At 59.1% G+C, this 20770-nt stretch carries 16 protein-coding genes; 4 read left to right on the top strand and 12 right to left on the bottom strand.

Going from position 1 to position 20770, the window contains the following annotated elements; all coding sequences use genetic code 11:
- Positions 1–531: glycosyltransferase (locus A5752_RS27705; protein WP_353612388.1), on the top strand; the 531-nt coding region annotated here is incomplete at its 5' end.
- 111 nt (positions 532–642) lie between these two features.
- Here the strand turns inward: A5752_RS27705 and A5752_RS07150 are convergent.
- From A5752_RS07150 to A5752_RS07100, 12 genes are all read right to left on the bottom strand, one after another.
- Entirely contained in the window at positions 643–1431 is a 789-nt protein-coding gene (locus A5752_RS07150; protein ID WP_231983345.1) for a cephalosporin hydroxylase family protein, read from the bottom strand.
- Between the two features lie 104 nt (positions 1432–1535).
- Positions 1536–2309, bottom strand: a complete 774-nt coding sequence (locus tag A5752_RS07145; protein WP_067083683.1) for a class I SAM-dependent methyltransferase — start codon at positions 2307–2309, stop codon at positions 1536–1538.
- Positions 2302–3561 carry an NAD-dependent epimerase/dehydratase family protein gene (locus A5752_RS07140; protein ID WP_067083681.1) on the bottom strand — a complete coding sequence of 420 codons (1260 nt, stop codon included), beginning with the start codon at positions 3559–3561 and terminating at the stop codon, positions 2302–2304. Before A5752_RS07140 ends, A5752_RS07145 begins: the two co-directional genes overlap by 8 nt.
- Entirely contained in the window at positions 3558–4592 is a 1035-nt protein-coding gene (locus A5752_RS07135) for an ATP-grasp domain-containing protein (RefSeq protein ID WP_067083679.1), read from the bottom strand. The genes A5752_RS07140 and A5752_RS07135 overlap by 4 nt, the downstream gene beginning before the upstream one ends.
- Positions 4585–5694, bottom strand: a complete 1110-nt coding sequence (locus tag A5752_RS07130; protein WP_082963784.1) for a DegT/DnrJ/EryC1/StrS family aminotransferase — start codon at positions 5692–5694, stop codon at positions 4585–4587. Before A5752_RS07130 ends, A5752_RS07135 begins: the two co-directional genes overlap by 8 nt.
- The gene (locus A5752_RS07125) at positions 5691–6914 is read right to left on the bottom strand and encodes a class I SAM-dependent methyltransferase (protein ID WP_082963783.1); all 1224 of its coding nucleotides are present in this window, start codon (positions 6912–6914) and stop codon (positions 5691–5693) included. The genes A5752_RS07130 and A5752_RS07125 overlap by 4 nt, the downstream gene beginning before the upstream one ends.
- The gene (locus A5752_RS07120) at positions 6911–7462 is read right to left on the bottom strand and encodes a dTDP-4-dehydrorhamnose 3,5-epimerase family protein (protein WP_067083689.1); all 552 of its coding nucleotides are present in this window, start codon (positions 7460–7462) and stop codon (positions 6911–6913) included. The genes A5752_RS07125 and A5752_RS07120 overlap by 4 nt, the downstream gene beginning before the upstream one ends.
- A complete protein-coding gene (rfbG, locus tag A5752_RS07115) occupies positions 7459–8553 on the bottom strand; it encodes a CDP-glucose 4,6-dehydratase (protein WP_067083673.1) in 1095 nt (364 codons plus the stop codon). The genes A5752_RS07120 and rfbG overlap by 4 nt, the downstream gene beginning before the upstream one ends.
- Complete coding sequence (gene rfbF, locus A5752_RS07110; RefSeq protein ID WP_067083672.1) at positions 8535–9308, bottom strand: glucose-1-phosphate cytidylyltransferase; 774 nt, start codon at positions 9306–9308, stop codon at positions 8535–8537. The genes rfbG and rfbF overlap by 19 nt, the downstream gene beginning before the upstream one ends.
- Positions 9305–10168 carry a hypothetical protein gene (locus tag A5752_RS27435; RefSeq protein WP_156613674.1) on the bottom strand — a complete coding sequence of 288 codons (864 nt, stop codon included), beginning with the start codon at positions 10166–10168 and terminating at the stop codon, positions 9305–9307. The genes rfbF and A5752_RS27435 overlap by 4 nt, the downstream gene beginning before the upstream one ends.
- A gap of 1367 nt (positions 10169–11535) precedes the next feature.
- Positions 11536–12939 (bottom strand): hypothetical protein, encoded by a 1404-nt coding sequence (locus A5752_RS07105; protein WP_067083669.1) that lies wholly within the window; start codon positions 12937–12939, stop codon positions 11536–11538.
- 290 nt (positions 12940–13229) lie between these two features.
- On the bottom strand, positions 13230–14015 hold the full coding sequence (locus tag A5752_RS07100; protein ID WP_067083667.1) for a GAP family protein: 786 nt from the start codon (positions 14013–14015) through the stop codon (positions 13230–13232).
- A gap of 529 nt (positions 14016–14544) precedes the next feature.
- Here A5752_RS07100 and A5752_RS07095 point away from each other — a divergent pair.
- The 3 genes from A5752_RS07095 to A5752_RS07085 form a co-directional block, all read left to right on the top strand.
- Positions 14545–15363 (top strand): TylF/MycF/NovP-related O-methyltransferase, encoded by an 819-nt coding sequence (locus A5752_RS07095; RefSeq protein ID WP_067083666.1) that lies wholly within the window; start codon positions 14545–14547, stop codon positions 15361–15363.
- Between the two features lie 281 nt (positions 15364–15644).
- The gene (locus tag A5752_RS07090) at positions 15645–16907 is read left to right on the top strand and encodes a glycosyltransferase (RefSeq protein ID WP_067083687.1); all 1263 of its coding nucleotides are present in this window, start codon (positions 15645–15647) and stop codon (positions 16905–16907) included.
- A 1167-nt stretch (positions 16908–18074) separates the two neighbouring features.
- Positions 18075–20770, top strand: a 2696-nt coding sequence (locus A5752_RS07085; protein WP_156613672.1) for a non-ribosomal peptide synthetase, incomplete at its 3' end; no start/stop codon positions are given.

Genomic DNA, 20770 nt, shown 5'->3' with positions numbered 1-20770 from the left:
ACGGGAACGCCGCCGATTTTCTTCGGCTTCGGCAGTACGCCGGTCCAGTCTCCCAGCGAGACGCTCGAGATGATCAGGGTGGTCTGTGCGGAACTGGGAGAGCGCGCATTGGTATGCGCCGGCGCGAGTGATTTCTCCGACGTCAGCGCGCATGAGCACATCAAGGTTGTGGATGCCGTCAATTACGCCGCAATCTTTCCGGTCTGCCGGGCTGTCGTCCATCATGGGGGCGCGGGCACCACTGCGACGGCCCTGCGTGCAGGGGTCCCCCAACTAATTCTCTCGACGGATCTCGATCAGATGATGTGGGGGATCCGTATCAAAAGGTTGAATGTCGGTACTGCCCAACGACTTTCGAAAGTGACCAGAACCTCGCTCCTAACGGACCTCCGTAGAGTTCTTGAGGAGCACTACATTACGCGGGCACGCGAGATCGCCACTCAGATGACGACTTCGGCAGAAAGCGCGCAGACGGCGGCGGATCTTGTGGAGGAGTTTGCGCGCTCGAGCAGGGTGGCCGGGCCGCAGTAGCAGGCTTGTGCTGGCTCAACCATAAAGGCCACGTCTTCTTGATCGCCCACTCCGCGGTGGCTCCGTCCGACGGCTTGTAGGTAGTGACGCTTTTTGTGTGGCTAGAGCGCGTCAGCGTATGCGTCGCAGATATCCGTCGGGCGCCACGGTTATCTGCAGTTTCGATTGAATGTCGTGGTCGATCTCGAATTCAGGATGCGACTTCAGGAACTCCCAAACTGCTGTCTTGGGGTTATTGCCGCGCCCCCAGGGCCGGTCAGAGAAGCTTTGCGTGCCAATGTCTTCGATGAGCGTGTCGAATACGACGCAATAGCTGTCTCGGGTGACCAAGTCAGCGTAAGCGGTCAGCTCCGCAAGCACGTGGTCATGGGTGTGATTGCTATCGAGGCAGACGAGCGTAGCGCCGCGGTCACCGACGGCTTCGTGAACTTGCCCAATCGTTTCGGGGTCGATCGCGGAGCCTTCGATCATCTTGATGTAGCTCGACAATGGGTGCGCGTCGATCGCCGCACGGTTGTGGGGCCGGATATCTATATCGACCGCGATGACCTGCCGGTTAGAGGGGGCGCGAACATCGAGAACAGTATTGCTGGTCAGAGCATCACACACGTCCAGCAGTGCGAGCATAGAAGCGCTGAAAATCGCTGAGCCTCCGTGCGCTATTCCGGTTTCAACGATGACGTTCGGTTTGACCGTCCATATCAGCTCCTGGAGACCTACGATGTCCTGGGGGTACTGAATTATCGGCCGTCCGAGCCACTCGAAGTTGTACGAGTAGCGACTCATGGCGCTTCGACTGACCCATTCAAGCGACAACTGTGCGAGCTCTTGGTCTCCGGCAAGAGCCTTCAAGTTCTCGATCACGCTCTGCTTGTGATCCGATCGATCTTCATCCACCACTATCGCCTCCTTATCTATGATCCGGCCAGGGTAGAGATCCAGCAGAGATGGCGCTAGTCAAAGAATGACGCGAGTTGCCATCAGCTGCGGCGGAACCCATCGCGTCAGTCAAGAACCGCATATGAGAGTTGAGGCGTGAACGGAAACCGCCGGATATGTAGGTTGCGGATACCCACCGTCTCCAAGACAGCGAGAGTCTCGCCGGGCCAGTACTTCTGATTCAGCTCGTCGAATGCGATGACGGCGCCCTTGGGCATTCGCGGCAGAAAGGTTTCGATCGCCGTCACCGTCGGTTCGAACAGATCGAAATCGAGGTAGAGCAACGCGACCACCGTGTGCTTGTTGGCGTCCAGGTAGGCAGGAATCGTCTCTTGCGCATCACCTTTCACGAGCTCTACTCGATCGATGTGTCCGAGTGGCCGATTGAGATCGTATAGCGAGATCGCATGAAGGATGTCCTTTTCCATGCCGTCCACCGCGAGACCGCCTACCTTCGCGAACGACAGGTTGGCGTCTGGAGGGGGCACGTCCTGATCGGCCTCACTCGGGAAGCCAGTGAAGGTGTCGAAACCCACAATTCGTCGAGTGTGATTGTAGGGCTCGTAGATCGCCGATAGTTGCGCCCACGTCATCAGGCCGCCCCCCATGAACACGCCGCATTCAACGATGTGGCCATGAACTTCTAGGACGTGCCTGAAGATCTCGCTTTTGGCCAAGAAGGTGGCCACTGTCTGGCGAGGTACGTAGTTTGCGAAGTTCTTCAGCTTGGCAAGGACGTCGCCTTCACTCGAGGCGAAGAACTCCTGGATCTGCCTGGCGTATTCCTCATCGGCTGAAGTTTGAGTGCGTGCATCAAGCATCGAATAGCGCTCATCCATTGCTCACCTCCGGTCCTTGGTCTTCACGACTAGCCGCGCATGCAAACGTTCGGCGCAACCCGTCGCTCAACGTCGTTGTGGGCCGCCAGCCCAATTCCGTTTCCGTTCTCGACCAGTCGAGGGAGACGTTGGCGACATCGTCATCGATGTCAGCCTCGTGTATCTCTGCTTGGCGTCCGAGTAGCCGGGCGAGGTGGTCTATGATTTCGCGTGGCTCATAAGAAGACTCACCGCCTAAGTGGTAGACAGGCGTTTCTGCGCCCTCATCAACTATGGCGGTGAACCCGCTCACAGCGTCATCGACGTAGAGAAGCTGCAGTCTGGGTAACCCGTTGCGATAGCGGTGGGTAACGATCGGTAGTCCTTCCATCAGGTACCGACGCGCGAACCCTATCAGGCGTGGCCGCAAGCTTTGCGGACCGAATGTAGGGGAGATTCGAACGATGGTGGAACGAAGTTCGCCGTTAGCTCGGGCGTTGGACACCAAGACTTCCTCGAGGAACTTCGTTTCGCCATACACTCCCCGGGGGCGCATCGCGGTATCGACGTCTGCGGTCATTGAGACCGACCTGTACCCACTGAACACCATTGCCCCGGAAGCCAGTACGAGGTGCACATCAAGGAGTTTGCAGACGTCGAGAATTCCACGCAGCATCGTGAGGCTTTGGCCCATTGCCTCATTGTTGGTGTAGACACGAGGAGATGCGAGATGAACAATCTTTCCGATTTCGTTGCTGCGGCAATACTTTTCAAGATGCACCACAGGGCCTAGCAGGTCCACCGTCGCGCGGTCAGGCGCGACCACTCGATGCGATTGGTTCAACCCGTCTCGTATGGCGGCGCCTAGAAAGCCGCTGCTGCCGGTGATGAGGATCCCGTCTTGGCGCCCAGGCGTTGGGGCCTTTCGCAAGGCAACGCGCAGCGAGGAGACCATCTCGAGCTTGATAGCCTTTTCTCCCGTTCTGGCAATGACTTCGGCGACTGCCTCGTCTACCTCGAGACCCCGCCACTCGGCAAGAATCCCTGCTGCGACAGTGTTGCTTCGCGAGACGCCGAAATCACAGACGACGACCACTGCCTGGTTTGCTTTGAGCGCTTCCACACCCTCTCGGATCTTGGCGAGAAGCTCTGCTCGCGAATTGCCGCCCTTGTCGACCATCGCCCTGACATCCACCACCTTGAGATGGTGATCGTCCCCAAGACTGTCGCTAGCCGCCGTCCCCAGGCGGTGGTCGACAATCCACCGGATCATCCCTTCACCTCCGAATCGGGCACGACGGTCTCGTCCAAACTCCGCAGGTACCAGCCTGGGTTGACATTGAGGGCAGAACGAGGTTCGGCGCCGAGTAGGTGTCGTACGTAGCAGTCGACTTCGTTGAAGCCCGCAAGGGTGCGCAGGTAAGTGCTGGCAGAGAAGCGAGCGTTTATCTCAAAAGGTACGAACATGCCGTCGGCGTCGACACGACCCTGAATATTCATGGGTCCGGTGCTGTCGAGACGCTGGGCGATCACCCGGGCCGTCTCACAGACGTCGGAGAACGCCTCAATTCGGCCTTGACTATATCCGCTGGAGATCAAGAAGTCGTGGCCGCGCACCGAAACGGAGAGCTTGTTGTGGAAAGCTCGCCTGAGCGCTATGACTCCGGCGCATTCGCCACTGGGCAAAGAGAGAACGCCGACCGTGAACTCGCCTCTGTCCTCTGGAATGTATTCCTGAACGATCGGCGTGCGGCCGTTATTTTGCAGGTACGTGCAGTATAGTTTCGCTTCCTCACGGTCCCTGGCATAGAACACGAATACGCTGCCACCGCTTGCTTCTGCAGGTTTCACGATGCAGGGAAGAGGAATCGTGTCGATGTCTACCCCAGCCTCGATGGTTCGCGTGGCGGGCGTGCGGACACCGGCGCTTCTGAGCAGCTCGAAGCATCGCCCCTTATGGGCAAGCGATCGGGTAATCCGAGGGTTGTTCTGGCCGACGTGGATCCCAGCGCGCGTGAACATCTGGTGATCTTCGGCGATCAGGACCGCGGGCTCGTCACCGCCCGGGAGGATGCAATCGACCTGCTCGCGGACGCAGATTTCCAGAAGGTTCCGAGCATAATCTTCGCGGTCAACCACGAAGGTCGATGCAAAGCGCGCGTCGTAGTGGCCGAAGGCGAGAGGCGAAATATCGCTCCCTAGGATGTCGTATCCACCGGCATGAGATAAAGCCTTGGCGAGCTCTGTTCCCAGAGACGCACCCGCGATGCCGGCGATGAGAACCCTCGGATTCCTGTCAGGCATCGCATAGCTCCTGGATGACTTGGATGACCCGATTCTGGTCTTCCTGGGTGATGTCATGGAAGCTGGGAAGATTGATCGCACGATGTGGAATGTCGCTTGCCCATCGGCCCCCAGCCGAACCCTCGAACGGAGGGACCGTCGACAGGGGATGAAAGAACACCCGAGCATCGATGTTCAGAGCCGTGAACGCATTCAAGATAGTCCCAGACGTCATGCCCTTCGACTTGTCAAATACGACGTTTGGCATCCAGAACCCGTTCTGAGTGTGCGGGGCCTCCGGATTCATCGAGATTCCGTCGAGGCCGCTCAATGCGTTTTCATACCGTCGAAATATCTGTCGTTTCCGGGCGATGAGTTCGTCGATACGTTCTGTTTGAGCACAGCCGATTGCTGCCTGAATGTTCGACATCTTGTACTTGAAGCCGACCACATCCGGCCAAAACTGTTTCGTCTGGCCGCGGGCCCGTCCATGATTACTCAGGGTCAGCACGCGCTCGTACAGGTCCTCGTCATTGGTGACGAACATCCCGCCCTCGCCTGTGCTGACCGTCTTGGTGCCGTGAAAAGAGAACGTCCCGAAACGTCCCATTGAGCCAGCACGCTTCCCGTGGTATCTGGAACCGATAGCCTCGGCGGCGTCCTCTATCACTGGAATACCGTGCTTGTGCCCAATCTCGAGGAGGCGGTCCATCTCGCAAAGGTTTCCGTATAGATGAACAGCGATGATGGCCTTGGTGCGCGGGGTTATTGCCGCTTCCACCAATTCCGGGTCGATGCACCAGCTTTCGGGACAGATATCGACAAAGACTGGTTTCGCCCCGAGGTGAACTATGGGTGCCGCGGTCGCGATCCAATTGGTGTCGGCCATGATGACCTCGTCGCCCGGGCCGATGCCGAGTGCGCTCATACCCATGTGCAATGCACCGGTGCAGCTCGAGGTCGCGATTGCGTACGTGACCCCGATGTGCGCTTTGAACAAATCCTCGAAACGTTCGATGTACTCGTAACACCGCTCGCCCCATCCGTTTGCCGCGGCATCGGAGGCGTAGCGTACTTCGAGTTCTGTGATGGAGGGCTTGGTATAGGGGATGCGGTTTTTCACAATACGCTCAGCTCGGGAACAGCAGTGACAAAACGTACGCCGTCTCGAGCGAGATCATTGAGTTCGGCACGGATTTCGCTCGCGATATTCCACGGGAGGATGAGGACGTAGTCCGGTCGATTCTCTCGGATTGCTGTGGGCGGATAGATGGGTATGTGGCTTCCCGGCATGAACTTTCCTTGCTTGGACTCCGCAGCATCGCATACGAATGGCAACAAATCCGGTTTGATGCCTGCGAAGTTCAACAAAGTGTTGCCTTTTGCAGCCGCTCCGTACGCTGCGACACGACGGTTGGCCCGCTTGTGTTCGATGAGGAACGCCACGAGGTCCGTCTTCAACCGTTCGGCGCGTTCTTGGAACTCGGTGTAGGTCTTGAGTTCGGTGATGCCGAACTGGTTTTCGCGGGCGAGCAACTTACCCACGCGGTCTGCCGTGGCGATCGCGGCGTCCTCGTGGCAGCCATAGATTCGGAGGCTACCGCCGTGAGTTTGCAGTTCCTCAACGTCCCAGACGCGTAAGCCGGCCGCCACAAATATGCGACTCACGGTTGTCAGCGACAGATATGAGAAATGTTCGTGATAGATCGTGTCGAATTGCGTGCGTTCTATGAGTGGTAGTAGGTGGGGGAACTCCAATGTGACGGTGCCGGTGGGCTTTAGCAGTGCAGCCAAACCTCGAGTGAAGTCGTTGATGTCGGGTACATGGGCATATACGTTGTTACCGATAATCAGATCTGCGCGGCGACCGTCATTCGCCAATTGCTCCGCCAAACGTTCACCGAAGAATTCGGTTATGACCGGAATGCCCGATGCTCGAGCGACTGCCGCAGTACTCTCCGTCGGTTCGATACCCAGGCAGGGGATTCCGTTCGCGACGAAATTCTTCAAGAGGTAGCCGTCATTGGACGCGATCTCGATGACGAAAGCATCCGACCCAAGACGTAGCCGCTCGGTGATCATGCTCGCGTAGGTAGCGGCGTGGATGAGCCAACCACTCGAAGTACTGGAGAAGTATGCGTAGTCAGCGCTGAACAGTTCGTCGGCGAGGGCGTAGTCCTCGGTTTGGACCAACCAGCAACGCTCGCACACCTTCACTCGCAGCGGGTAGTACACCTCGGGCTTGGACAAATCTTCGGTCACGAGGTATGCGTTGGAGGGGGGTGCGAAACCGAGGTCGATGAAAGTGTTTCGCAGAAGCGCGTCGCAGTGTCGACATTTCATAAGACGACTCCGGTGAAGTCCGCGCTCAGCAGCGGATGTGAAAGATCGCGATCTGACAGGTCTCGGGGAGGCTGCGGCCAAGCGATGGACAGCCGCGGGTCGTCGTAGCGCACACCCCCTTCCGCTTCCGGTTCGTAGGGTGTTGTGTGCAAGTAGAGCAGCTCGCTGTTGGGCTCAAGGGCTTGGAACCCGTGGGCAAAGCCTTCAGGAATGACGAGCATGCGCGCGTCCTCCTCTGCCAGCTCCTGGGCGCGCCACTGTAGAAAGGTCGATGATCCAGATCGAAGGTCGACGACCACATCCCAGACCCGGCCGCGCAGACACCGGACTAGCTTCATTTCGGCGTATGGCGGCCATTGGAAGTGCAAGCCGCGGACTGCTCCCGCCTGGCTGGTTTTTGAGTGATTGATCTGGGCGATTTGCCTGCTACCGAGAATGGACTGCAGTTTATCTGCACAGAAGAACCGGACGAACGACCCGCGAACATCGCGGTGAGGTGAGGATTGCACGATCTTGAGATCTGGGATCTCAGTGTCGATGAATTTCATTCGGCCGCCCAGCCCGCACCTTGTGCGACTGCGTCGTTCAGATAGGTATCGAGTTGAGAAGCACTCGGTACTTCGCCGTGCTCAATCCAATGCCGATACCAGTCAGCCGTGTAATGGATCGCTTCTTCGAGGTTCCATACGGGACGCCACCCTAGATAGGCCGTTGCCTTCGCGATGTCCAACTGCAGCAAGCCCGCCTCGTGGAGCTGTGGGTTTGATGCGATCTGCCATGTTATCTCGGGCCACGTGCGCCTGAAGCAGTGAAGCACTTGTTCGACGGTGCGGTTTCCCTCCCCGCCAGGCCCGAAGTTCCAGGCGTCAGCGAATGCCGCGTCGCCGGTCAGAAGATGTTGACCTAGAAGCAAATAGCCACTGAGGCAATCCAGCGCATGTTGCCAGGGTCGCGTCGCCTGGGGCGAACGAATGAGAAGTTCGTCGTGATTGATGATCGACCGGATCACGTCGGGAATCAGTCGGTCCTCCGACCAGTCACCGCCTCCGATCACATTGCCGCCTCGGGCGGTCGCAAGCAGCAGGGACGAAGGATCTTTCAGGAAGGCGGAACGGTAGCTGCTCGCCACCAACTCGGCCCCCGCCTTGGATGAGCTGTAGGGGTCGTGCCCCCCGAGGCGGTCTCGCTCTCGGTACGCCCAAGCCCACTCTTGGTTTTCGTAGCATTTGTCGGTCGTGACGACCACGACGGCGCGCACGTCCGGCGTATGACGGGCAGCCTCGAGTACATGAACAGTTCCCATGACATTGGTGGCCCAGGTGGCGACTGGTTCGCAGTAGGACGCCCGCACGAGAGGTTGAGCGGCCAGATGGAAGACGATCTCGGGTCGTTCGATGGCCAAGACATTTCGAACGGCCGCCTCATCGCGGACATCGGCACGATGGTCTGGCATCGATAGTTGGAGCAGTTCCCAGTGGCTTGGCACCGATGAAGGCTCCAGCGCCAGACCCGAGACCTCTGCGCCGAGCGCCTGCAGCCACAGACATAACCAACTGCCCTTGAAGCCGGTATGACCGGTAACGAGGACTCGTCGGCCGCGATAGATGTCTCGAAAAAAGTTCAACGCCAGCACTTCCACGGAGCTTTAGCGCTTCGCCACAGTTCTTCGAGGATGTTCTTGTCTCGGAGCGTGTCCATGGGTTGCCAGAAGCCCGAATGCTCGAAGGCCATCATCTCGCCGTCGGCAGCGAGCCGCGCCAGCGGTGGTCCTTCCCATGAAGTATTGTCACCGTCGATATAGTCGAGCACCGCCGGCGATAGGACGAAGAATCCCCCGTTGATGAGACCGCCATCGCCAGGTGGTTTCTCAACGAACCGAGTGACCCGGCCGTCGATGCACTCAATCGCACCGTAGCGGCCAGGCGGTCGCACCGCGGTGACCGTGGCATGATGCCCGTGTTCCCGGTGGAATGCAATGCTCGCAGTGATATCGACGTCGCTGAGCCCGTCCCCGTAAGTGAAACAAAAAGCTTCTTCGTTTTGGATGTGGGCGGCGACGCGTTTGAGTCGCCCGCCCGTCAGCGTATCGTCGCCAGTATCGACCAAGGTGACCCGCCACGGTTCTGCATGGTGCCGATGCACTTCCATATTGTTGGCGGACATATCAAAGGTCACATCGGACATGTGCAAGAAGTAATTGGCAAAATACTCTTTGATGAGGTAGCCCTTATACCCGCAACACACTACGAATTCTTGAATGCCGTGGTGCGAATACGCTTTCATGATATGCCACAATATGGGCCGGCCCCCGATTTCCACCATCGGTTTCGGACGCACCGTCGTTTCCTCGCTGAGGCGGGTGCCGAGGCCACCCGCCAGTATGACCGCCTTCATTCGACTCGATTGCGTGCCGAATTGAATCCGGTGGATGAAGGTCGGGGAAGGTCCGGCGTCGCCTCGACGTAACTCGAGCCAGCTTCGACCATCGAAGTCATGTAGCCGAAGACATCAGCGGGAATGTTGTTCGAGTACGTCTCCTTGAGGTGACGGAACAAGAGAAATGACCCCAGTCTCTCCGAAAGGAATCCTACTGCCCGCACCTGATAAGAGCTGTAATTTTCAACCCGACTGCGATACAACGTGAGGAAAAGCCTACTGATACGTTCGATCTTGGGCATTACGTCTACTATCCACGAACGCGGGAAAATCCCTAGCTCCGTCCCACCGGGGATGAAATGCTTAGCCGCGAGGAATTCTTTGGCTGATTTTCTGTCCAGCACACCAACTTCGATTGCTAGAGCCGCATAATCTTTGATATCTCTTCGATGATGGCAGACTGTATAGTTTCCGATGGTTGATTCTTTGAGATAGAGGGGCTGCGCGACGAGAAATCCATGCGGAGGGGTATAAACTGCCAATTTTTCCTCGGTATGGGTATCCGCGTCGTGCAATTCGCGCATCGTGGGATACACCGGTGACTCTTTCCCCTCGGGTGAGGGCAAAATTCTCTTCCTGTATGAGTTGACCTCGACGTACTTTATATCGGCCGGCAGAAGCCGGATGGCAGCTGGCATGGCGTTCGATCCTGCGGCGCCATATGCGACCGGTCGCGCCTCGTGCCAGAAGCTGTCAAGTTGTTTCACATGGAATGGCGACTCGGTCTGGAAATCGCCCATCGCGATGCAGTCGTCATACCAGCTGTCTGGCAACAGGGGCTTCTCGTGGGTAATGCAGAATCGATGAATAGCTTTCATTTGTCATACGAGTATGGGTGGGCAGTTGGGACTGCTACGGTAAACATTTGAACTCCAACGGGTGTTCGCCGCACATCCTGCCCTCCGACCACGACGCCTTACCTTCACGACGCTTTACCTTCACGACGCTTTACCTTAGTGCATCTTCGTAGCAGTGAGCGACTCGAAGTCGCCCAACGCTCTATTACAGCCGAGACCGGTCCCACGACATGACTCGACGACGAACCGGTCGCCACTCGGAAGAATAGCGGACAGCCGCGTGCTTCTCAGTTAAACCTCGTCGCTCGCAAACGCTGCCTTCGAAGGTGTGCCGCCTAAAGGGAGGCGTCCTCGTGCGAGACAACGGCCGTCGACAGTTCCTCAAATGCGGGAGTCTCGGTGGAGAGCTCCCTACAGGCGCGAGAATCAGGGGGTCGATGTCGGCACACGGTCAGCCATTCGGTCGGTTGTGCGGCGCACGACGACAAGCGGTCCTCCGTCCGGTTCCCTCTTGCCCTTCGCTACTTGACAGTGGCCGTATATCAAATCGGCGAAAGCGCCGGGGACTCCAGCAAACGATAGTCCGTTGTAAAAAGCCCATGGATGAAAGCGAACCTTATCCACCAGATAGACGCCTTCCTCGGTCAAAGCGCTGGTGTACAGGTGTCGGAAAAGAGCTATCGTTTGAACGCTCGTGGGGGTCCCAGCATCAAGGATGACGTCGAACGGGCCATACTCTGATGTAAGCTCGCGTAGCAAAGATGTGAAATCTTTGTCCGCGCGAACGTAGATTTCTCCTGAATGGGCGATTTTCGCTAGCTTGGAGCTGACGTCGATAATGACAACGGTCGATTCCCGCGGGGCACTTTTCTGCCACGCTTCCAGGGCAGACCCATAAAAACTACCTATCTCCAATACGCGGAGCGATTTGGTTCGCTCTATCGTGCTGTGGCAAATCTCCAAGTAATGTGCGCGCCGACTCGCAACCTCTGCATGGCCGCTTGTAGCGCTCTCGATCGGTAGGCCTGTCTCCACGGTGGACCACTCGGTTGCCGATACGAGATCAGGATCCAGTGCCCGCAGCATCCTGCGTCGAATTCGACGCCGAGATCGCCGAGTGACAGGCGAGAAGATGAAGGCGAAGGTTATTTCCACGGTATCAATCTGTTGCCATCGTCATCGGCGGTGAATCGGTCCTCGTCTAGAAATGGTGTGAAGGAAGCTTGAGGTCAGTGATTCGACGAGTGCATTTGTTGTCATGTCGGAGTCGGTTCGTCGATTCGATCCATACCTCTTCCTCACCTCTATTCCGTACCCAACTCGCGAGGGCCGCTGCATGGTCGCCGCTTGGCTGACGGCGGGTGTCTCCACCGCTTGGACGATAGCCGTTATTCCACATTGCCTGACAATCCGAAGTCGGCCAGCGTGAGATTAGCGACCTCGCGTAACGCCGACTTTGTGTTCTCCGTACCGGGTTGATATGCGACCACACTGATGCCGATTTTGCCAACGATACGAAAAGATTGCAGTGTGAGGTGTCCGCCCGTTCGCTCTAACCAACCCCTCGTGACACGCTGCCTGGTCACCCGGGCCGTAACGGGTTCTGCATCGGTGCCATCGATGCGGCACAACTCGGGACCGAAATGCCCGAGATCGGAGCAGAACACAGGTAGATCCGGGTCTGCGAACGCCGCTTCAGAAAGCCGCTTCAGCGCGCGTTTCGGCATGAAAGGGGTGAGCCAGAAGAATTGCAGCGACTCGTCGGGCGATTCGTGGAGCGTCGCGAGTGCATCCTTGATGGTGGCACGGAGGGCGCGCAGATCAGTTGTCACGGGTGCCGGGTCGGTGCTGACGCGCGCGAAGGAAACCGCGATCGCCCGGGTATCACCTTCTGTGCGTTCGCTGATCGGGAGTTGCAAGGTTACGGCGCCATCAGAGGCGCGTCGGCGTCCCAACCGCTCGGCGAGTTTCGTAGCGAACCCGACCACCAGTGTTCTGCCGGTCCCGCCAAGAAGCTCTGCGCGGGCGTCCCAGTCCTTCAGGTCCACATAGATCGTGACGCTAGGCACGACCAGTACTTCATCGGAAGACCCGCTATCGACGGGGCGGACTCTCGATTTCGGCGGAGCTACCAGGTTGTCGCGACGATGGCGTGCGGTTCTCACGGTCGCGGATATTGCACGGCCGACTTCCGGGGCGTCCTCGACTCGCTGTCGCAAGTCCTGCAATATCGCGTGTCGTCGAGTTCGCGCATGCGGCGGCGGGTAACTCAAGTTTCGCCTGTTGCCTGCAACGGCATCGGCGATCGTGCCGGCCATTCCCAGCCCGTCGACGAGATAGTGGGAGGCCACTAAACTGACCGCCGTTGAACCATCGGTCAACGGGACTATGCCGAGGTGCCAACCCGGCCCAGACTCCGAATTCGTAGGTATCTGCGAGCGTTCGTCAGCCCACTCAAGGAGTTCGGCTCGTGTCCGAGCTTCGTCGACGTCGATGTCGGATGCTCCCTGGTCCAGGACCCAGCGGTCTCGGGCAAAGGGAAGAGGCGATCGCTCGATGCGCCGCCCCAGTAGGCCGTAGCGAAGGTTTTCGTGGAATCGCTTCAATCCGTCGAAGTCGATTGCGTGCTCATAAATCCAGACGCATTGCACAACTTCTTCTTGGCCTGTGGCGCAGCGCCCGGCGAACCAACCTTGGTCTATGAAGGTAAGGGAATTATCCAGCCGCGTATCACGGCTTGATTCGCGACTGCGGACTGCACGCATGCGACGCCTACGCCTTGAAGCTGACATGGTCACCTTTCCGCGTCGATGTTCGATTCGCACGTGGCACTCTCGAGGTATGCCGTCACACCAGGAGGTGATGCGGCCGGGCCGGGGTGGTCAGCCACGACTTCTGGCGATAAAGCCCGAAGCAGATTCACCGAGACATCATCTCTCTAGTGCTTAGCGTATGAAGGTATTCTCGACCGACAATTCTTCGCGTCGCGGAGTGACACCTCTCCCTCGATGTGTCTCGCTGGGATCGTGTCGGAATGTTCCCGGCCGCGATAGCCGACTGCGGCCAACCCTCTCAGAGGAAGTCATAGGAAACCGATCCCGTTGGCCACGACCGAGATACCAACCACGGTCACAAACGCGACGAGAAGATGCTGGCGGTGGACCCACGCCCAGTCATGCAGTCGTTGCAGCACCACGTGAGTTCTGGCCGGCATGATGAGGTAACTGATGAGGATGATTTCGACGGCCGCCAAAAGCACGATTACGAAAACGGTCGCTGCGGTAATCTGCATCCCCATTGAGGCTCCGGAAGCCACGATCATCGCGAGGACGAGAACCGCCCACTCGATCGACAGTAGGTATCCGAAGCCGAGGAACCATCCGATCCACGGCGACCCGGTGTGCCACGCGTTGTGGACCCGGCCGAGGAGTCGGCGGAATGGAGATCCCCCGGTCGTTGCCGCGTCCTGCGCCTTCTGCAGGAGCCTCGTCAGCGAAGGAGGAGCTATCGCCTCTGGTGCTGCGGCGTGGGCCGTACCGTCCCCCGTCGCCTGGAGGACTCGTCGACGTACCCTGAACCGCCATGCCAGTACCGCCGCGACCACGAGCATGAGGATCCCCACCCCGATCTGGACAAACCGGACCGTGGGGCCTTCTGCTGCCATTCGCATAAAAGAATCGAACATCGACGTGCTGTGCAGCAGCACGAGGGGGATGAGCAGGTAGGGAAGCGTGATCATCACCGAACCCACCCAGTAAGCGAATAGGTTCGACACCGGCCGTGGCCGGGAAATAATGAGGAGGATGGCGCCGAGCCGCCATGGATCCAGCGTTCCTAGGAGTGCCAACGCCAGAACCGAGCTCCACATGGCGAGAACACTACTCTGTAGCTGTTAGCGGTACGTCGGGGCGAACATTGGTGGCTGACTGGTGGCAGCGTCCCGTGAGGGGCGATGTTCCAACTGTAGCGGCCGAAAATCGCTCGTTGCTGGCTTCCAATGCTCGTTGGCGCCGCATGATCGCGGCCGAACCGATTCCACACGACGATCGCCCGTCAAAGTATCAGGATCGACTGTTGGTATAGGGTGCTTTTCGAGGCGAAACCATGTTCGAGCGCATAAATGTCGACTACTCACCATTCGGTGTCTAGCCGACCGCGGACGAACCGGAAGTTTGTGTGCTGGGTACAAGGTTCCGCCTGCGGCGGCACTACCCCTACGAACAGATCGCCGATCCGCTGGGATCGCATGTGGAGGCCCGGCATCAATTTGCTCATTCGACCGATATCTGCGATTCAGCACAGGCCAATGGTCGTCGACTCGCTAAGCTGACCCACGGTGTTGATACCGCTAAGACGCTTGGGTTTCCTCGAAACCACCTGAAAGATAGGGGCCAGCCTTGACCGGCGACCGACCGGAACTGAAAACCCTCTACCTTGACCTGCTGCGCAGGAACCTCACCAGATACGGGATGCACGAGCGCATGCCAACCGACTGGTCCTTTCGACGACGTCTCTATCTGCGGGTCATCAACACAGTGCAACCGATGGCGTTGGGGACCAGCCCATTCGGGCAACGTAAGCGCGAGTTGGGTGTGGACTGGCCGCTCAATGCCGAAACGATGATCGGAACGCAACGGCTGGCCAGCCTTCAGCAATGTGTTGAAACCGTGCTGGAAGAAGAAGTTCCGGGCGATCTGATCGAATGCGGGGTCTGGCGTGGCGGTGCATGCATCCTGATGCGTGCCGTCTTAGCCGCGTACGGGGATGAACGCCGTAACGTTTGGCTCGCAGACTCGTTTGAGGGTGTCCCTCGACCGGACGTCAAAAATTACAGCGCAGACAAAGGGATAATGATGAGGTTCGACCTTTCTGCGCCCGTATTGGCGGTCTCGCAAGAGGAAGTCAGGGCCAACTTCGAACGATACGGGCTGCTGGACGAGCAGGTGCGCTTCCTTCCCGGGTGGTTCAAGGACACGCTTCCCTCTGCGCCGATCGATCAACTCGCCGTGTTGCGAATCGACGGTGACCTCTACGAATCAACGATCCAAGCGCTCGACGCGTTATACCCCAAACTGGCTCCTGGCGGCTATTGCATCATCGACGACTACCTCATCAAAGCGTGTCGCAAAGCCGTCACGGATTACCGTCGCGAACACGGCATCTTCGCGGAGATCGTGGACATCGACGGCAGCGGTGTGTTCTGGCGCAAGCCATAAGATCGCTCCCAGCGGCCTGGAGTGGCGCCGCCCTCAGATTGCAGACTTGACGCCAAACGGCATCAGGGCGAAGCGTGGGCATGCATCCGCTGCTGTCCAATCAACACCCAGTATGCGTACTTACTAGCTGGCTGTTGGCCACGGAGGCATCATCGACTAGCGCATCAATGTCGCACAAGGAGATCGCGGTAGAACTGACTCCTGGCGCGGAGCGGGTTCGACAGGGTCCGGAGACGCATCGGCCGCCTCGGTGCTCGCCGTAAGAAAGGGCAGTGACTTCGATGAAGTTCGTGTTGGCAAGCTATGGGAGCCGTGGCGACGTCGAGCCCAGTGCTGCCGTTGGTCGCGAGTTGCTGCGCCGAGGGCACGAGGTGGTCATGGCCGTTCCGCCCGACCTGGTCGCCTTTGTCGAGCAGGTCGGGTTGACTGCGGTCGCCATCGGCCGCGAGACCGGTGCCTGGCTGGACGTCCACCACGACTTTTGGACACGATTCTTCCGCAGCGCCTGGAAGGTTCATAGCCTGCGGAGGTCGTGGCGCGAACTGTGGGATCCGGTCGCTGAGATATGGCAGGACATCAGCGCGACGCTGACGGTGTTAGCGGACGGGGCTGACGTTTTGATCACCGGACTGGTCTTCGAAGAGCCGGTCGCCAACGTTGCTGAGTATCACCAGATTCCATTGGCCACATTGCACTACTTCCCCACGAGGGCGAACGGTCACCTCGTGCCGGCGGTCCCAGCGCCGCTGACACGTGCCGCGATGACAGCTTACGAGTGGCTTGGTTGGCGCTGGACGAAAGAATTCGATGACGCGCAGCGGCGCGAGCTTGGGCTATCGCAGGCAACCCGTCCCTCGGCACGCCGGATAGCGGAGCGTGGGTCTTTGGAGATCCAAGCTTACGACGAAGCGTGCTTTCCCGGGTTGGCCGAGGAATGGATCAAATGGGACGGCCGTCGACCATTTGTTGGCACGCTGACGATGGAGTTGGCGACAGAATCCGATGAGGAGGTCGCGGCGTGGATAGCCGCAGGAAAACCGCCGATCTATTTCGGCTTCGGGAGCATACCGGTGCAGTCTCCCGCCGATACGCTTGCGATGATCGCCGGAGCCTGCGAGCAGCTGGGAGAGCGAGCCTTGGTTGGCGCCGGGTGGAGCGACTTTGGCGCGATCGAGCACGCTGACCATGTCAAGGTCGTGAACACAGTGAACTTCTCCACGATCTTCCCGAAGTGCCGGGCGGTCGTCCATCATGGTGCCGCGGGGACCACGGCAGCAGGTCTGCGGGCGGGAATTCCAACACTCGTTCTCTGGACATGGCCGGACCAGTCGCTCTGGGGTGGGCGGATCAGTCGGTTGAAGGTGGGGGTCGCTCGACGATTCTCGGCGACCAACCTGACTTCGCTTGTTTCAGACCTACGTCGGATTCTTGAGCCGCAATATGCTAGTCGTGCTCGGGAGCTTGCTCGGCAAATGACGAAGCCAGCGGAAAGCATCACGGCCGCAGCTGATTTGGTGGAAAAATTCGCCCGTCAACCGAGTTGATCGTCACCGTAGCATCTCAGCGACCGTCGGGTATTGGCGCTTCGAGAGCATGCAGGGCCGCAGATGACGCGTTCTCTGCAGTTGTTTTCCGCCTGATTCGTCTTGATGGCGAGCAGCGCCTTATTCGAAGCCCGGATTATGTCTTCTGGGTATAGAAAATGCGAAGGATGGAACCGCATTCAACGTCGGTATGGCCGGCAACGGCGTGATGAAAAAGCTAATTAATTTTGCGTGCTGCAGTGCAACTGTTGTTATCAAAGTGAGTTTTAGATCACATGGAGGTGCGGCCGGCAGGACAATGCCCCCTTTTCGACATCCGTCTGCCTGCGGGCCCGCTCCCGTGGCCGACTCGCGCCGAGAAGGTGTTCAGGTCGGTTACTTCACACCCTTGCCGCCAATCCCGGCGGCGATCGCCCGATCTCGACGTACGCCTATAGGCGTGGGCGTTTCGCAAGCTTCGCGCGCTAGCACTGCGGCCCACCGCTAACTGCAGCGGCGGCGGCGGCGACGGGCCGAAGCAGCGCCGTGCGAGCCGGAACGCGCTCGCCAGCGAACTTGATCGTGGTCCATCGCTATTAACGATCTTGATTACAATGAAGACCCCTTTTGGCCTCGATTTGGGCTTGGGTAGCCGCCTTCAGTGTTCGCTCGGCAAATCTCACCCGCGCGGTGTGACCGGCCCGGATACGACCTCACTCTCGCGCCTCGGGGCATCGCGCAAAGGCGGATGTGGACGCATCGGCGCAGCGTACTGGGGTCGGGGAGGGGGAGCCCGCGGTTCGCACGCCGCACTGTGGTCTGCTAAGCTCACGGATGGCGCTGTGACGGTGAGCACAGCGGGGAATTTGCCAGAACGCGAGGTAAGTCCTTTCGCACCGGAGTATGGTTTGGCGGGTTCCACCCATGTCAATTAGATTGTCTGGAGAACCGTGAGCATCGATCCGTTCGTGGACGACACCGGAAGCTCCATCGCCTTGACCAAGGACGGTGAGCAACGCCGCTGGAGGCCGCTGTCGCCGACCTTTCAGGTGGCTGGCCGGTGGTTTACGGGGGCGCTGCCTGTGCAACTTGAAACATTGTGCAGAACGGAACCGATAGCCCGGCGGGACACACTTCCCAGCGGACTCGGCAGTTCGGGGTTCTGATCAGTAACGGTGGGGAAAGCTAATGCAAACTGAGGACCAATTGCTACCGCTCACGCGGGGGCAGCTAGACATCTGGCTAGCGGAAGAAATTGGTCGCTTCGGCGCGAAGTGGCAGCTCGGCATTCTCGTGCGGATCGAGGGTTCGATAGATCCCGGACTGCTTAAGCGGGCTATCCACCATGTAGTGACCGAGGCCGAGCCTCTGCGGGCAACCTTCGTGCGGGTCGGAGAGCAAGTCTTTCAGAAGGTTGTCGATTACTCGGATATCGATTTACCTTATTTCAATCTGGTCGGTGCAGAAAATCCCGCAGATGCACTCGATGAATCGATCTCATCGATTCAAAGAACAATGATGCCGCTCGACGGTCCGCTTTTCAAGTTCGCACTATTGCAGACAAAGGGCGACGAGTTTTATCTATTCGTCTGCTGTCATCATATAGTGATTGACGGTCTTGGCCTCGCTCTCGTTTGTCATCGCATTGCCGACGTCTATTCTTCAATCGCTTCCGGCGTCCCCATCTCCCCGTCCTTTTTCGGTTCTCTGCGGGACCTGCTCGAATGCGAATCGGATTACGAAACGTCTGAGGAGTACGCCCGAGACCATTCTTATTGGGCCGCGGCCCTTCCCGAAGAAGGCGATGTAAGTCAGCGGTCCGCCCTGTCCCTTGACGAGAACGATCAAAGTGAGGTCGTGGCGCCGGTCCGGTTGGATGCCTCCGTCGCCGACAACATCAGTTCACTGTCGAAGACCTTGGGCATCCGTCGGTCTTCTGTGATGACCGCCGCTTGCGCATTGCTCGTCCACGGTTTCGACCCCAACAGCTCCGAGATAGTTGTCGATTTCCCGGTGAGCAGACGTGTGCGCCCGGAATCCAAGACTGTGCCGGGAATGCTCTCCGGTATCTTGCCGCTTGTCTTCAAAGCTTCCGCGCAATCCACAACTGCCGACTTCTGTGCACAGGTCGACCTGCGGATGCGAGAAGCGCTGGAGCATCAGCGTTTCCCGGTGCATAACCTCCGGAAGAATGTGGGAGTCCACAGCCCGGGCAATGCGGCAAGTCGTGTGGTGGTGAACATCATTCCCGCGACCCATCTTGGACATTTCGCCGGCGCACCCGGATCGGGCACTCTTACCCATGCGGGCCTTGTGGATCAGTTCGGTTTGATCTTCCTCAAGGACGGCGAAGAGCTGTTCCTCAGCACTCAGGGCACGGGACACCCGTTCGCTGCTCACCGCGTCTCGGATCTGGCGAAGCGGTTCCAAGACGTGCTGGCGGCGATGGCTGCCGATCCGGACCGACCCTTGTCTTCGATCGACTTCCTGGGCGTTGAGTGGGCCCGACTCGAGGAGCTGGGCAATCGGGCGGTGCTGAGCCGGCCGGCCTCGTCCGGGTCTTCCATTCCGGAGTTGTTCACCGAGCAGGTGGCGCAAGCTCCGGAAGCCGTCGCGTTGACGTGTGGCGATCGTTCCTGGACGTACCGCGAGCTCGATGAGGCCGCGAATCGGTTGGCGCAATTGCTGGTCAGCCAAGGCGCAGGCGCGGGGCACTATGTAGCACTGCTGTTCTCCCGGTCGGCCGAGGCGATCGTGTCGGTATTGGCAGTACTCAAAGCGGGAGCAGCATATCTGCCGATAGATCCGGCCCACCCGGATTCGCGGGTCGGTTTCATGCTCCAGGACGCCGCGCCGGTGGCCGCTCTGACGACGGCAGCCTTGCGGTCGCGGCTTGACGGGCACGGTGTGCCAGTCATCGATATCGATGATGATCGCGTCGCGGAGTTCTCGCCGAGGGGTCTTCCCTTGCCTGCGCCCGACGATGTTGCGTACCTGACTTACACCTCGGGCACGACTGGTGTGCCGAAGGCGGTAGTGGTGACTCATCGCAATGTGACTCAATTGTTGAGTCCTTTGCACGCCAGTCTGCCGGCCGGAGCCGGGCAGGTCTGGTCGCAGTGGCATTCGTTGGTCTTCGACGTTTCGGTGTGGGAGATCTGGGGTGCCTTGCTGCACGGTGGACGGCTGGTGGTGGTACCCGAGAAGATTGCGGCCACGCCAGAGGAGTTCCAGGCTCTGCTGTCCGCTGAGAAGGTAGACGTTCTGTGCCAGACGCCTTCCGCGGCCGGAATGCTTTCTCCGGAGCGGTTGGGGTCGACGGCGTTGGTGGTGGCCGGGGAGGCGTGTCCGCCGGATTTGGTGGATCGGTGGGCGCCGGGGCGGGTGATGCTCAACGCCTACGGGCCGACCGAGGCAACTATCTATGCGGCAATGAGTGCGCCGTTGGCGGTGGCCGGTGGCGCTCCGATCGGTTCGCCGGTGGCTGGTGCGGCGTTGTTCGTCCTTGATGCGTGGTTGCGTCCGGTGCCGGTGGGTGTGGTCGGCGAGTTGTACGTGGCCGGCGCCGGTGTGGGACTGGGCTATATCGGTCGCGCGGGGTTGACCGGGTCGCGGTTTGTGGCGTGTCCGTTTGGTGGTGTGGGTTCGCGGATGTATCGCACTGGGGATTTGGTGCGGTGGGGTGCTGATGGGCAGTTGCAGTATTTGGGGCGTGCCGATGAGCAGGTCAAGATCCGCGGGTATCGCATCGAACTCGGCGAAGTGCAGGCAGCACTAGCCGGTTGCGACGGGGTGGAGCAGGCCGTCGTGATCGCGCGGGAGGACCGTCCGGGGGATAAGCGGTTGGTGGGTTATATCACCGGGACCGCGCACCCGGGTGTGGT

The sequence above is a fragment of the Mycobacterium sp. 852002-51961_SCH5331710 genome (genome assembly GCF_001665535.1).
GTDB lineage: Bacteria > Actinomycetota > Actinomycetes > Mycobacteriales > Mycobacteriaceae > Mycobacterium.
This window is presented reverse-complemented; position numbering and strand designations above follow the sequence as displayed.

Bases quoted from the DNA above. Each gene is read 5' to 3' on its own strand.
- A5752_RS07145 (WP_067083683.1), bottom strand. From the start codon at position 2,309: ATGGATGAGCGCTATTCGATGCTTGATGCACGCACTCAAACTTCAGCC.
- A5752_RS07135 (WP_067083679.1), bottom strand. From the start codon at position 4,592: ATGCCTGACAGGAATCCGAGGGTTCTCATCGCCGGCATCGCGGGTGCG.
- A5752_RS07140 (WP_067083681.1), bottom strand. From the start codon at position 3,561: ATGATCCGGTGGATTGTCGACCACCGCCTGGGGACGGCGGCTAGCGAC.
- A5752_RS07090 (WP_067083687.1), top strand. From the start codon at position 15,645: ATGAAGTTCGTGTTGGCAAGCTATGGGAGCCGTGGCGACGTCGAGCCC.
- A5752_RS07100 (WP_067083667.1), bottom strand. From the start codon at position 14,015: ATGTGGAGCTCGGTTCTGGCGTTGGCACTCCTAGGAACGCTGGATCCA.
- rfbF (WP_067083672.1), bottom strand. From the start codon at position 9,308: ATGAAGGCGGTCATACTGGCGGGTGGCCTCGGCACCCGCCTCAGCGAG.
- A5752_RS27435 (WP_156613674.1), bottom strand. From the start codon at position 10,168: ATGAAAGCTATTCATCGATTCTGCATTACCCACGAGAAGCCCCTGTTG.
- A5752_RS07120 (WP_067083689.1), bottom strand. From the start codon at position 7,462: ATGAAATTCATCGACACTGAGATCCCAGATCTCAAGATCGTGCAATCC.
- A5752_RS07125 (WP_082963783.1), bottom strand. From the start codon at position 6,914: ATGAAATGTCGACACTGCGACGCGCTTCTGCGAAACACTTTCATCGAC.
- A5752_RS07105 (WP_067083669.1), bottom strand. From the start codon at position 12,939: ATGTCAGCTTCAAGGCGTAGGCGTCGCATGCGTGCAGTCCGCAGTCGC.